At 69.0% G+C, this 13,616-nt stretch carries 11 protein-coding genes; 8 read left to right on the forward strand and 3 right to left on the reverse strand.

Annotation, left to right across the window (positions count from 1 at the left end; translation table 11 throughout):
* Both QHF89_RS38370 and QHF89_RS38375 read left to right on the forward strand, forming a co-directional pair.
* A partial coding sequence (locus QHF89_RS38370; protein ID WP_284721465.1) for a hypothetical protein occupies window positions 1-556 on the forward strand: 556 nt, incomplete at its 5' end.
* Between the two features lie 284 nt (window positions 557-840).
* Window positions 841-1,488: a hypothetical protein gene (locus QHF89_RS38375; RefSeq protein WP_136972275.1), complete on the forward strand. Its 648-nt coding sequence runs from the start codon at window positions 841-843 to the stop codon at window positions 1,486-1,488.
* Here the strand turns inward: QHF89_RS38375 and QHF89_RS38380 are convergent.
* From QHF89_RS38380 to QHF89_RS38390, 3 genes are all read right to left on the reverse strand, one after another.
* Window positions 1,457-1,897, reverse strand: coding sequence for a hypothetical protein (locus tag QHF89_RS38380; protein WP_136972274.1), 441 nt, complete (start codon window positions 1,895-1,897; stop codon window positions 1,457-1,459). The two genes, QHF89_RS38375 and QHF89_RS38380, sit on opposite strands and share 32 nt — an antisense overlap.
* 70 nt (window positions 1,898-1,967) lie before the next feature.
* Complete coding sequence (locus QHF89_RS38385; protein ID WP_136972273.1) at window positions 1,968-6,623, reverse strand: MYXO-CTERM sorting domain-containing protein; 4,656 nt, start codon at window positions 6,621-6,623, stop codon at window positions 1,968-1,970.
* Window positions 6,624-6,743: 120 nt separating this feature from the next.
* Complete coding sequence (locus tag QHF89_RS38390) at window positions 6,744-7,400, reverse strand: hydrolase (protein WP_136972272.1); 657 nt, start codon at window positions 7,398-7,400, stop codon at window positions 6,744-6,746.
* A 156-nt stretch (window positions 7,401-7,556) separates the two neighbouring features.
* Between QHF89_RS38390 and QHF89_RS38395 the strand changes: the two genes are divergently transcribed.
* The 6 genes from QHF89_RS38395 (at window position 7,557) to QHF89_RS38420 (ending at window position 13,527) form a co-directional block, all read left to right on the forward strand.
* Complete coding sequence (locus tag QHF89_RS38395) at window positions 7,557-8,441, forward strand: LysR family transcriptional regulator (RefSeq protein WP_136972271.1); 885 nt, start codon at window positions 7,557-7,559, stop codon at window positions 8,439-8,441.
* Window positions 8,442-8,553: 112 nt separating this feature from the next.
* On the forward strand, window positions 8,554-9,783 hold the full coding sequence (locus QHF89_RS38400) for a hydroxymethylglutaryl-CoA synthase family protein (RefSeq protein ID WP_136972270.1): 1,230 nt from the start codon (window positions 8,554-8,556) through the stop codon (window positions 9,781-9,783).
* A 538-nt stretch (window positions 9,784-10,321) separates the two neighbouring features.
* Complete coding sequence (locus QHF89_RS38405) at window positions 10,322-11,107, forward strand: hypothetical protein (protein WP_136972269.1); 786 nt, start codon at window positions 10,322-10,324, stop codon at window positions 11,105-11,107.
* Between the two features lie 174 nt (window positions 11,108-11,281).
* Complete coding sequence (locus QHF89_RS38410) at window positions 11,282-12,283, forward strand: hypothetical protein (protein ID WP_136972268.1); 1,002 nt, start codon at window positions 11,282-11,284, stop codon at window positions 12,281-12,283.
* A gap of 212 nt (window positions 12,284-12,495) precedes the next feature.
* Complete coding sequence (locus QHF89_RS38415) at window positions 12,496-12,846, forward strand: BP74-related protein (RefSeq protein ID WP_425440852.1); 351 nt, start codon at window positions 12,496-12,498, stop codon at window positions 12,844-12,846.
* A gap of 105 nt (window positions 12,847-12,951) precedes the next feature.
* Window positions 12,952-13,527 (forward strand): transglutaminase-like domain-containing protein, encoded by a 576-nt coding sequence (locus tag QHF89_RS38420; protein WP_136972266.1) that lies wholly within the window; start codon window positions 12,952-12,954, stop codon window positions 13,525-13,527.
* The last annotated feature ends 89 nt before the right edge of the window (window positions 13,528-13,616 follow it).

A 13,616-nucleotide genomic window follows, 5' to 3' on the forward strand; every position in this document is an offset into this window, starting at 1 on the left:
GGTGACCCCGCCCCCCGCCGCGGAGCCCGCCCCGGCGGCCACGCCGGCCCCCGCCACGGAGCCGAGCGCCCCGGCGCCCGCCGCCGACGCCGCGAAGCCCGCCGCCGACGTCCCCACGCCGCTCACCAAGCCGGCCTCGACGCATCAGATCGGCGGCAAGAGCCTGAGCGAGATCGAGCAGCCGGATCTGCGCGAGGCGTTCAAGGCGAGCCCGTGGAAGACGGTCGACGGCACGAACACCTTCTTCGTCGAGGGCGTGTACGAGGCGCACTCGTTCGAGGTCGCGAACGGCAAGAAGAAGGCGCGCGTGCGTCTGGTGCGTCCCACCAAAAAGCCGGAGAAGTCGCCCCTCGCGAACCTCACGCCCCGCTCGCTCATCGACGGCGACGCCGCGAAGGAGCACGGGATGGACGAGTTCAAGGGCGCCGCCATCGGCGTCGTCGTCGACGAGCCGGCCGACGTGATCCTCGCGATCGCGCTGGAGAAGGGGACCGAGGCGGAGGCCAAGGCGGCCCTCGCGACGGTGCTCCCGGCGGCCGGCAAGGCGAAGAAGTAGATCACGACATCCGTGGCGCGGGTGTCACGCTCTGTGCCGCGGCGATACGGTTCCTCGTCCGCGTGTCGCGGACCGCCCACACCCGGTCCGGGTTTGGCGGCGCATTCCTCCCCTTCCTCCTTTCACGAACGTGCCACGGGCGCCACACGACGCGCGCACGGCCGTGTCGCGCCCGACATCACGCGCGGTAGCTCGCTTCGCACCCTCCTCATGGCTCGCCACGCATGCTTCGCAGGCCGAGCAGGCACGTGAATTGCCAGGGCAATCCGAACGAGGAGCTTGCCATGAAAACGCGATTGTCGAAGACGTGCTTTGGGATCAGCGCTGCATTCCTGCTCTGTGCCGCGCCGGCCGCCGCGCAAGACACCGTGGAAGCGGACGCCGCGAAGGCGGGCACCGTGCCGCCCCGCGACGTCGCGGTGGGCGCCTACACGGGCATTTTTGATGCCTACAATCGCGGCGCCCTGGTCGGGATCCAGGCGCGGTATCGGCTGGGGGTGTTCGAGGCCGGTGGCTTCGGCGAAGTCGGCACCGAGGGCTTCACGTATTACACCGGTTTCGGGGCGACGGCGGGGCTCGCGTGGCGCACGTCCTTCGGCCTGCGCCTCGCCGCGAGCGGCGCGCTCGGGATCCACGCCTATGAAAACGTGGGGGCCCGCTTCTTGAGCGCTGATCCGGGGGCCGACGGAACCACGCCTTTCGCGGGCGCGCGTGTCGGCGCGAGCTACATCTTCGGCCGCCGCCAGAATCACGTCGAGCTCGGGATGATGGGGGTGTACGAGGGGGATCTCACGCGCTCGACGGTCACGACGTATTACCTGCAAGACGACTGGTTCGACGACTCGCCTCGGGCCATGACGTCCACCCACACCCTCGGGACCCACCGGTTCGGCGCGCTCGTCACGGTCGGCTGGACGCGCGACTTGCTTTGACCTCGGCGGGGCACTGTGCTGCGAGCGCGCGCGCGGCGTCGCTGCGATCGACCTCGGCCACGCGGGAAAGCGTATGGTCGGGCTCGCGCCAGTACAGGCGCTCGGGCCAATCGCTGGGCGGCGCGAGCTGCGCCACGTCGAAGCAATGGACGTGCACGCCGCCGTCGCCCACGCTCGCGAGGCCGGCGTTCACGACGACGCGGCCCTCGTCGAGCGTGGGCGGGTAGGGGACGAGCACCACGCCCGGCGGGTCGCGGACCGTCATCACGAGGGTATCGCCGACCGCGAAGAAACGCGCTTCGCGGTCGGCGCGGATCGAGGCGTATCCGATCATCGACGACGTCGTCGGGCTGCAGGCGCTGATTCCGAGGACGGCGAGGACGAGCGACGAGCGGAGGGCGCGGGTCATCCCCGGGAGCCTTACCTGCGATGGGCCCCGGACGCGAGGGGTTTGCGACGTCCGGGGCTCCATGCGCACGTCATGCGGCCGCGCGGGGCTTTCGGCGCCTCCTGCCCAGGGCCACGAGCGCGAGGACGATCGAGGCGCCGAGGCGCGACGAGGTCGATTCCCCCGCGGTTCGGCAGCTACAGTTGCCTGGATCGGACGGCGGGGCGCTTGGGCCGCTGCCGGTGCTCGTCGAGCTGCCCGTGCCCGTGTCGGCGCCGCCGTTGCCGCCGCCGCCGCCATTGCCGCCGTTGCCGCCGTTGCCACCACCGCTACCGCCGGCGCCACCGCTACCGCCGGCGCCACCGCTGCCGCCGCTGCCGCCGCTGCCGCCGCTGCCGCCGCTGCTGCCGCTGCTGCCGCCGCTGCCGCCATTGCCGCCGCTCCCGCTGCCCGCGTCGGGCTTGGGCGCGCACGCGCCGAACGTCGTGTCGCAAAAGTACCCGGTCGCGCACGATTCGTCGTCCGTGCAGCCCGTGGCGCATGCTCCTCCGACGCACTTGTATCCCTCGGTGCACGCCTCCGCGCTGCCTGCCACGCACGTCCCCTGACCGTCGCACAACGACGCGCTCGTCTGCGTCACGTCGCTGCACGACGCAGGCGCGCACGTGGTCCCGGCAGGCCACAACGCGCAGGCCCCGTTGCCATCACACGCGCCATTCTGCTTGCACGTGGACGGGACCTGCACCGCGCACTCGTTGTCGGGATCCTGGTTCAGGGACACCGGCCCGCAGCTCCCGTCCTGCCCTTGCCCTTTTTTCGCCGCCGCGCAGGCCTGGCACTTGCCCGTGCACGCAGAATCACAACAAACGCCGTCCACGCAGAAGCCCGACTGGCAATCGAGCGCCGTGGCGCACGCCTGCCCGAGCCCGCCCACGACGGCGCACACCCCGGCGTTGCAGGCGCTCCCCGGCAGGCAATCCGCGCTCGAGGCGCACGAGCTCTTGCAGGCCCCGTTCGCGCAGACATACGGCGCGCAGTCCTTGCCGGCGAGCTCGTTCGTGCACGCCCCTTGACCATTGCAGATCTGGCCCTTCACCACGTTGCCCTGGCACGAGGTCGGGCCACACGCGACGCCCTGGGGCCAGAGCTGGCACGCGCCTCCGCCATTGCAGAAGCCCGTGCTGCCGCAGCTCTCCTGCGTCTGCGTGGGACACTCGTCGTCCGGATCCACGCCCACCGCGACAGCGCCGCAAACGCCGTCCGCGCCGGAGCCCTTCTTCACCGCCGTGCAGGCGACGCAGAGGCCGGCGCACGCCGTATTGCAGCAGACCCCGTCCACGCAGCTCCCCGACTGGCATTCGGCTGCGACCGTGCAGGCCTCGCCGTCCGGCACGAGTAGCTTGCACGTGCCGCCAATGCAGGCCGAGCCCGCCGAGCAATCGAAGTTGGTGGTACAGGCATTCTTGCAAGCGCCGCCCGCGCAGGTGTACGGCGCGCAGCTCTGCGGGGCGCCCGAGAATACGCAGCCGCCGAGCCCGTCGCAGGCGCGGGCCTGCACGGCATCGCCGGAGCAGACCGGATCGCAGGTCGTCCCCGCCGGATGCAGCGCGCAGGCCCCGTTGCCGCTACACACGCCCGTGGTGCCGCAGGTCGACGGCGCCTGCACCGCGCATTCGTTGTCCGGATCGACGTCGACCGCGATGGGCCCGCACGTCCCGTTCGGGCCCGCGCCCTTCTTCGCCGTCGAGCAGGCCATACACGACCCGTCACAGGTGGTATCGCAGCAGACGCCATCCACGCAGAAGCCCGTGAGGCATTGCGAGCTCTTGATGCACGCCGTGCCTGCCAGATCCAGCGTGTCCACGATCCGGGCCCTGGCGCGGAATGCCCATACACCAGGGCTCGTGTCGGCGACGACGTACGTCACGAGGACCTTGCCCATCGGCCCCGCCGCGATGGCGGGCGTCCGCTCCAACAGAATGCCGCCCGTGATGAGCAGCCCAGCGGGATCCACGACGACGCCGTCCGGGGAGATGCGGGCCGCATAGATGTCATCCTGGCCCACGCCGTTGCGCTCGTCCTCCCATACCGCCACGTACTGGCTGCCGTCCCAGGCCACTCTGGCCTTGTCCTGAGCGTTCGTCGCGTTCGAGATAGTAAAGAAGGAGCCGAGGCTGGTGCCATCGGCCGCGACGCGCCTGCCCCTCACCTCACCGTCGCGATCGACCACGAGCCAATCGGTACCATTCGAGGCGATCGTCGGGTTGAAAGCGGACGTCGTCACCGTGCCGAGGACCACGCCCGCGGGGCTCACGCGTCGGGCCCCTCCAGCCACCCAGGTTCCAGGCGGCCAGGCGACGAGATAGTCGGTCCCATTGTACGCGATGGAAGGCACACTGTATTCGGGGTCGATGTCGAAGCCCAGCGGATCGATCACGGCACCGGTCTGCGAGACGCGCGTGCCCCGGATGCCGTCGTTGCTGTCCCTCCAGACCACCATGTAATCCGTACCTGCCGGGGCGATGGCGGGGTACGCTTGCTGATAATTGTGCTTGCCGATGGCCAGGCCGGCAGGATCCAGCACCGTGCCGCTGGCCGAGACGCGGGTGCCGTAGACGTCGAAGGCGAGGGACGAGTTTCTCGCATCGGTCCAGGCCACCAGCCAGTCCGTGCCGTTGGAGGCGACGCTCGGCGCGCTCTGGGCCTGCGCATGGGTCGTGATCGCGATCCCGTTCGGATCGAGGACCGTGCCGCTCGTGTTGATCCGCGCGCCGTAGATGTCGGACTGCGGGCCGGTGCGGTAATCGGTCCAGGTGACGAGCCAGCTCGACCCATTGTAGGCCACCACCGGGTTGGCCTCCGTGTTCTTGCCCAGCGAGAGCGCGATGGGCGCAGCGCCGATCAGCGCGAGCGAGCTGTCGAGCCGGAGGGCGACGATCTCGTTCCCGCGGCTCATGGTCAAGAGGAGGTTCGTGCCGTCGTTGCTCGCGGCCATCGCGTTTTCGTTGTTGTAGTCGAGCGGGCCCGTGTAGACATAGGCGGACGCCTTCACCACGCCCATGGTGTCGATTTTCGTGGCGCCGATGGTGAAAGTCGAACCTTGTACTTCGGCCCAGAAAACGTAGTGGTGGCCATTGAAGGAGGTCGCGGCGAAGTTCTCGAAGGCATAGTTCGCGGCGCTGCCCGTCAACGCCTGCCCGGTGCCGTTGCCCGGGAGCGTCAACCAATAAACCTTGACCTTGTTGAGCGCGCTATCGTCACGCGCCCAGAAAAGGGCCCCTGTCGTCCCATCGGTGGTGACCTCGAGAGAGGTTGGCGTGGAGGCGCTCGGCACGAGGATGGGTTCCGGGTCGAGCTGCGCGCCTGCCGGCGTGAGCCTCACGTAGTGGGGCGACGACCCCTGTTTAAAGAAAACACGCACCTCCCCACCGTACATCACGATCCTCGGTGAGGAATACTCCACGGGGTATGTATTGGCGAGGGTCGTGGTGGCCCCCACCGTGCCATTCGAGCTTACCAGCGTCACCCGGACCCCGTTCACGCGATAGGCCACGATGAACGTCGAGCCGGTCCACACGATGTCCGTCCCCTCAGCGCTAGGAGAAGGGTCGACGACAAATCCATTCGGATCCTGAACCACGCCGGCGGCGCTCACGCGCGTGCCGAAGATGCCTGTGTCGTTCGGGCGGCGGTCGTTCCACACGACCATCCACTGGGTTCCATCCCATGCAAGCGTGGGCTCGATCTGCTCTCCCGCCGCCGCCGAGATCACGATCCCATTCGGATCGAGGACCACGCCCGCGGACGAGACACGCGTCCCGAAGATGTCGCTGGAGCCTACACGCTGGTCCTCCCAGACGACGAGGTAGTTCCCGTTTCCATAAACGACGTCGGGTTGTTCCATGGGCCCATACGCCTGTCCACTCACGGGCACATCGATGGCGATCTCGGGCCCGACCACCGGGTCGAGCACGGCCGGATACGCGCTCGCCTCGACCGCGGCGGCAGGCACGGTGATCACGATCGCGCCGTCCTGATAGGTCACGGACACGTCCGTCTTCGTCCCGCGGGCGTCGATCCACGTGGCCTTGCCATAACGCACGCTCGCGCCGGTCGCCTCGTCCTTGAAATGCAAGCCCCCCTCGGTCGCCCCCGCGTACGCCAGGCCCGAGACATCGAGCCGCGCCACGAGGTCGCCCTTTCCCGCAGGCTTGTCCGCAAAGGAAAAGCTCTGCTCCACGCCCTCTTCGGTATTCTCCAGGTGCTCGATCGCGGCGCCGCGCGTGACCTCGAGCTGCCCCTCCTCGTCAATCCACGCGCGCGGGGCGGGCCCGAGCAACGATGCGCCCCCGCGCGTCATGTCGGCGAGCTTCACGACGAGTGACGTGTCCGAAAGCTCGCCGCCCTTCTCGCCGGAAAGCACGGGCGCGACGCGCAGCTCGCTTGCATTCGCCGTCACCGCGTACGTGGTATGCCCCCCGGAGAAGCGCTCGCCTTCGGGCCGGAAGGCGAAGTGCGCGCGCCGCATGACGCCGTCCAGATCGATGTCGGGAGCTTTCGCGTGGTCGTCCGCGCCGGCCGCAGGTGCGGCGGGCGCCGGATCGCTCGGTGGTTCCCCCTCGGAATGCTCACACCCTGGCACGGAGAGCGCGGCTCCGCCGAGCAAGAGCAAGGCCGTCGTGATGAACTGTCGGAATCCGGTGCGCACCCTCGGGTGGCCCGATGTCCACTTTTGCACTGGGTTCATGGCAACCCTGGCACGTGGCACGGAGGCAGATCCGCCGCAAGAACAATTACACGTCTTGCGAACGAATCAGGAAAACAGAAGACGCCGGCGGGGAGGGGACGAAAGGCTCCGCGGAGCGAGCTACTTGGCCTGATGGAGCCCGAGAAGCTGCCACTCCCAGGCGGTCACGACGCCGGTCGCGCCGCCATGGACGCCCAGCAGATCGGCCATGCCCGCCACCGTCTTCTCGCGGGCCCAGTCGCGCTGCCATTCTCCGCCCACGGCCATCCACGTGATCGGCACGGCCCCCGCCTGGACCATACGCCGCACGGCCATATCGTGCGCCTCGGCGGTCACGCCGCCCGACGCGTCGGTCACGATGTAAACGTCGTAGCCCTCGCCGAGCGCGTGGATGACCGGCATGGCGAGACAAATCTCGGTCCAGAGGGCAGCGATGATGAGCTTCTTTCGGCCCGTCTTCTCCACGGCCTCGACGACGCGGCGGTCTTCCCAGGTGTTGATGAACGTCCGGTTGATCGGCTTTTGCTCCGGGAACACGTCCTGCAGCCCCTTGATCAGGTAGCCGCCCCGCTCTTCGAGCACCGTCGTCAGGATGGTCGGGACGCCGAACGCCTTGGCGGTCTTGGCCAGGCCGATGACGTTGTTCACGATCATCGTCGGCTCGTGGCTGTGCAGATTGGCGAATTGATACGGCTGATGGTCAATCAGGAGGAGCACGGAGCTCTCCGGCGTCAGCAGCGCATCGAGCCCGACCTTGGCGTTCCTTGAACCGCTCATGAAATCTCCTTTTTGGCGCTCGTCTGGCCCCGCGCACGCACGCGGGATGCACGTCACGAGCGCCTCGTCGTCGAAGACGCGTGCGGACCATGCCGGTGTTCATGCCCTTGCACTAGGGGGGGATTCCGGGTAGGACCGTTCCACCTCCGGAACGACATGGACCTGAACCAGATCCTCGTTTTCGTGCGCGTCGTGCAGGCCGGCAGCTTCAGCGCGGCGGCGCGGCACCTGGGCATGCCGAAGTCGACGGTGAGCCGAAAGGTATCCGATCTGGAGGAACGGATGGGCGCGCGGCTCTTGCAACGCACGACCCGCAAGCTCAGCCTCACGGATGCAGGACGTATCTATTACGAGCGCACCGCGTCCCTCCTCGCCGAAATCGAGGAGGCCGAGCAGGCGGTCGGTCGCCTGCAAGCGACCCCCCGCGGCCTCTTGCGCGTGACCGTACCCCTCGGATTCGACATGCTGGGGCCCATCGTCGCCGAATACCTGGAGCGGCATGCGGACGTGCAGATCGAAATGGTCTGCACCGACCGCAAGGTCGACCTCGTCGAAGAGCGCTTCGACATGGCCATCCGGGCCGGACCGCTCCAGGACTCGATGCTGGTCGCGCGCCACCTCGGCACGGCGAAGACCGCTCTCGTGGCGGCGTCGAGTTATTGCAAACGACACGGCACTCCGCAGACCCCGGCCGATCTTCAGAAGCACACCTGCGTCGCCTTTGGTGTCAACGCGACGCCGAACGTCTGGGTCTTCGAATCCGGCGGCAAGCGGAGCGAGGTTCGTATCACGCCGCGGCTGACCGCGAACGACCAGGAGCTCATTCGCGAGGCCGTCCTCGCGGGTGTCGGCATCGCCTGGCTCCCCGAGCACCTCTATATGGACGGCCTTCGCAAAGGCCATTTGCGCCGTCTGCTCCCCGAGTGGGGCACACCCACCCCTGTGCCCGTGCACGCGCTCTACCCGACGACACGCCAGCTCTCGCCGAAGGTGGTCGCCTTCATCGATCTCGTCGCCAAGCGAATCCGAATTCACGGCTGACGGCCACGCTTCGTTCCCTGCTCCGCGCCTCCGCGTCCGCTCCGCCGTCGCTCCCTCGACCCTCCTTCGAGTCTCCTCGGCGCATGCACGCGCCTCCTCTAGGCTGCGCCGCATGAATGCTTGGAAAAACGTGTCCGACGTCGGCATCGACGCGATCGCTTTGAGCGTGCCCCGCGGGTATGTCGACCTCACCGAGCTCGCCGAAGCGCGCGGGGTCCCGCCGTCGAAGTATCTCCATGGGCTCGGCACACGCCAGATGGCGATCGCCGCGCCCGACGAGGACCCCGTCACCCTCGCCGTCAACGCGGCCCGCCGCCTCTTCGAGCGATCCGGCGCGAGCCCTGCGGAGATTGGCCTCTGCATCGTCGGCACCGAGACGGCCGTCGACCACTCGAAGCCCGTCGCCGCGTTCGTCCACGGCCTGCTCGGGCTGCCGAGCGCGTGCCGGATGTTCGAGGCCAAGCATGCTTGTTTTGGCGGCACCGCCGGCCTCCTCAGCGCCGTCGATTGGATCGCCTCCGGCTCGGCCCGCGGGCGCGCCGCGCTCGTCGTCTGCACGGACATTGCACGATATCCCCTTCGATCGGCCGGCGAGCCGACGCAGGGCGCCGGCGCCGTCGCCCTGCTCGTCCGGGAAAAGCCCCGGCTGCTCTCGCTCGAAGTGGGCCAGACCGGCACCTTTGCGCGCGACGTGCACGATTTCTGGCGCCCGCTCCACCACAAGGAGGCCCTCGTCGACGGGCATTATTCGGTGCAATGTTATCTCGACGCCCTGGAAGGCGCCTACGATGCGTGGCGCCGCCTCGACGGCGCCACCGACGAGCCGCTCGTGCGGACCTGTTATCACGTCCCTTATGGGAAAATGGCCCGCAAGGCCCACCGGCACCGCCGCATGCTGGAGGGCGCGACCGAGCAGGCCGCCGACGCGTCCTTCATGGTGGAGGTAGAGCCCTCCCTCGACCTGCCGTCCCGGATCGGCAATGTCTACACGGGCTCGCTCTACCTCGCGCTCGCGTCCCTCCTCCACACGCAAGCGCGGGACATCGCCGGGCAACGGATCGGGCTCTTCAGTTATGGTTCCGGCTGCTGCGCGGAGTTTTTCGCGGGCCGAACGGCGCCGGAGGCCGCCGCGCTCGTGGATCGATTGGACATCGACGGGCCGCTCCGCGACAGCCGGCAGATGACGGTCGCCGACTACGAGCGCCTGCGCGCGGAGGACGCCGACGCCGACCGCCGCACGGCGCCGGAGAGCGCGCGGCCACGAGGCAAGGCAAACGAATTCGATCGCGCGGTGTATCTCGGGGTCGATTCGAACGAACGGCGGGTGTACGCGTACGCGTGACGTGATCTGGTAAGCCCCAAAGGCCCCACGCCGGCCTACCCGCCACCGGGGAGTCCTCCCGTCGTGCACCTCGCCCGGCGAGGACACCCCTCGAAACGTTCCCCCCGTCCTCTCCGCTCGCCTAGGACCCGCCGGGAGCGCCAGGACCCTCCTCCCAGCCCGCCTGGGACGCAGCCCGGAACGTTCCCCCCATCCTCCCAGCTCGCCTAAGACCCCGCCGGCAACGCCAGGATCGTCCTCCCAGCTCGCCTAGGACCCCGCCGGGAGCGCCAGGACCCTCCTCCCAGCTCGCCTAGGACCCCGCCTGGAGCGCCAGGACCCTCCTCCTCGCCACGCTAGGACGTCGGGGGAACGTTCCCCCCTCGCTCCTAGCTTCGCCCGGACGCACCCCGGAACACGTCCCGGCTCCTCCCAGCGCGACGAGGACGCCGCCAGGAACGTTTCCCCCTCGTGCGCGTCGCATCCATGCGCTTCTTGCCTTCGAAAGGGAAGGCCTGCTACGTTCGCCGGCAGACTTGGGGGGGAAACACGAGGACCCATGGGCGCCAGCTTGGAGCAGATCCCGCGCGCGGAGAAGCGCGACATCGTCAGGAAGATCAAGGAAAACCTCGAGGTGCGCGCCGCCAACGGCCCTCCGGAGCCGGGGCTCGACATCTACGTCGGCGAATGCGCGGACGTCACCCACGCGCTCGACGCGCACGTGACGGGGAACGTGCTCGCCCACGCCGAGCGCGCCGCGCGGCTCGCCCAGCTCGAAGCCGCCGACGACGAGGTCGATACCAGCTATCGCCACATCGAGGGGTACATCGGCGTCGAGTCGCGGCGCCGCGTGAGCCCGAACCTCCTCGGCGCCCTCGCCCTGCACCAGGCCGCCTTTCCCAATGGCCTCGCGCACGTCGACGACCCGATCGCCGACGAGAACCGTGTCTGCCGCGAGGCCCTGCTCGTGCTCCGCGCGCCCGAGCACGCGGCCACGCTGGCGGCCATCGAGCTGCCGATCGTTTGGCTGGATCGGTGGGAGGCGGCCATTGCCAAGAGTGATGCCTTGCTCGCCGAGGTCGAGCGGGCGCGCACGGAGAAGCGCGCGCACATCGACGCAGGCCGGGATGCCGAGACGGAATGGGTGGAGCTGATGGTGCGGCTGCGGCGCTACGTGTCGAGCCGGGCCAAGCGATCCGATGCGGCGCGAATCCAGGAAGGGAAGACGCTGCTCGCCCCGCTGCTCGATGCGATGGCGAAGCTGCGCGCAGGGGCAGCCGCGCGCGCGACGCGGAAGGAGAACGGCAAGCAGGAGACGCCGGCGGCGGGGGACACGACGGGCTGAGGAAGGCCGCGTCGGCGCGCGCCGGGCGGAGGCGCGCACCTCCACCCCTGGAGGCTCGGACCTCCATTCTCGATCCCTTCACGGCGACCCTCCCCCAAAACCCCCGCGCTTTGCGCCCCACGCGCGCTGGCGCGGCGCTTGCTGTTCGTCCGGGGACCCGCAAGGAGACCCCGGATGAAGACGCCGCAGACCACCGCCGTCCACGAAGCCATCGATTCCGCCTACGAGCGCCTCGTCGCCACGCTCCCCGAGCACCTCGCGACGGTCGCCCGCGAATTGCCGTATCGATTCGGGCTCACGCCGAACCCGGGGACGCCGTGGAGCCGGGTCTTCAACAATGCGGCGGTGCTCGGGCTGCCCGCGCTGCTCCTCGGCGCGGAGCGGGCCCCGCGGAAGATCCGCGAGCGCGCGGTCGAGGCGCATCTGTTCGCGATCATCGCCGCCTTCGGGATGGATCGAATCGAGGATGGGCAGATCATCGCCGGCGCGGCCGAGCGCGTGCTCATCCACATCGTGCGGCGCGCGCGGGATCAAGCGCTCGCACCGCTCTTCGCGCGCGCGCCGGAGGGGGCGTATTCCTTCGCTTGGGGAGAGCAGGTCACCGCCGATTCCGTGGAGGAGGAGCGGGCCGTCTTCGCGGGGCGCGCGCCGGCGACCCTCGATCGGTATCGAGCGATCTCGCTGAAGAAGCAGGGGTTGGCCTTCCCGGCGAGCATGACCGCGGCGGCGGCGGCCGGGTGGAGCGCGGAGGAGCGAGGGCACGTGGAGGCGCTGATCGCCGGCGCGGCGCTGGGGCTCCAGTACCGGGACGACGTGGTCGATTGGATCGATGATTTCGAGCTCGGCGCTTCGTGGCCGGTCGTTTTGCTGGAGCGCCGGCCGGCGGAGGCGACGGTGGAGGCTTTCGAAGAGAGGCTCCACGCCGAGGGCTGGTTGGTCCGATTTCTCGACATGTCGAGCGAGGCCTTCCACCAGGCCGGGAGGGCTGCCGAGGCCTTGGGCGCGGCAGCCCTCGGCGCCTGGGCCCACGGCCAGGCCGAGCAGACGGCCGTTCTCGCGGAGCGCGAGGCGCAAAACCCAGGCTCCGCCGTGCGCTGGGAGCGCGCGCGCCGCGCGCAGCGCGAGCAGCAGCAGGCCATGCTCGCCGAGACATCCGTCGCACGCGCGGCGGGATGACCCGACACCGCTCCGCAATCCCGCCTTCGCCACGTAGGACCAAAGTCCTATAGCGCGAGGTCCAGGCTCCTCATACCCTGGCGTCACCCAAGCCAAACGCTGGGCATCGATGGGGAGGACGGGGGCGTTTTCTCTCGAAGCAGGCCGTCGTCGCGCCGGCTCGGAGGGGACCCTTCCGCCCGAACCAGGAAACACGTCAACAGAGGAGCAGGATCGTGGCAGCTTATTTCCGGTTTACCGACACCAACGGCCAATCACGCTTCGTGATCGAGCTGAACGACGACGCAAAGATCGCGCACGCGCGTCGGATCCTCAGCGGGGAGGAGACGAGGCAGATTCACGTGCATGGTAGAATCCTCAAGAGGCCGGTGCCGTACAACCCGGGTTGGAATTACCACCTGGATCCGATCACCATCAGCTTCTTCGAGGTGGCGATCGAGGTCTGCGACGCCAGCTTCCAGTACGTCGAAGATCACCTCGACGAGGCCTGTGGGGCCTTCCTCCCTGGCTGCCACTTCTGTCCGTGGTCCTCGCGGCTCGTGGACGAAGTAAAGCCGGGCTGACGCCGACGTCGCCCGCGGACATGCGAGCCGGTCACGCTTCGCGCCCGGCTCGCGCGCCCGGCATCGCCGATCCAAGGCGGCCCGAGGTCTGCTACAAAGCCCCCCGTGGCAAACGAGTATCTGGCCGCGACCGACCTCATCGACGTGCAGCACCCCGAAATCGCTGCCCTGGCGACGACGCTCGCGCGAGGGGCGTCCGGGCCGATCGAGATCGCCCGTCGTTGTTTTGCCTGGGTGCGCGACGAGGTCGGCCATACCCTCGACATGCAGGCCGGACCGCTCACCTGCACCGCCTCCGAGGTGCTGCGCCACCGCACCGGCTTCTGTTATGCGAAGAGCCACCTGCTCGCCGCCTTGTTGCGCGCGAATGGGCTGCCGGCCGGCTTTTGTTATCAGCGGCTCGCGCATGGTTCGGGGTATTGCCTCCACGGATTCAACGCCGTCGAGCTTCCCGGCATCGGCTGGTATCGCATCGACGCGCGTGGCAACAAGCCCGGCATCGACGCCGCCTTCGACCCGCCCAACGAACGGCTGGCGTATGCCACGACCGAGCCCGGCGAGGTCGACGCGAAGACCGTGTACGCCCATCCGCTGCCGATCGTCGTGGCCAAGCTGCGCGCGCACGCCGACTGGCGAAGCTTCGCGGCAGACCTGCCCGACGACGTCTTGGCGCGCGGGTAGGCCACGCGTAAGCACTCGCAGTACGGAGGGAAGGTGCCCCGAACAGCACGGGTGTGTCCGCGCTTGATCTCCCCAAAAGCGCGCCTTTA

Source organism: Polyangium sorediatum (genome assembly GCF_029946465.1).
Classification (GTDB): Bacteria; Myxococcota_A; Polyangia; order Polyangiales; family Polyangiaceae; genus Polyangium; species Polyangium fumosum.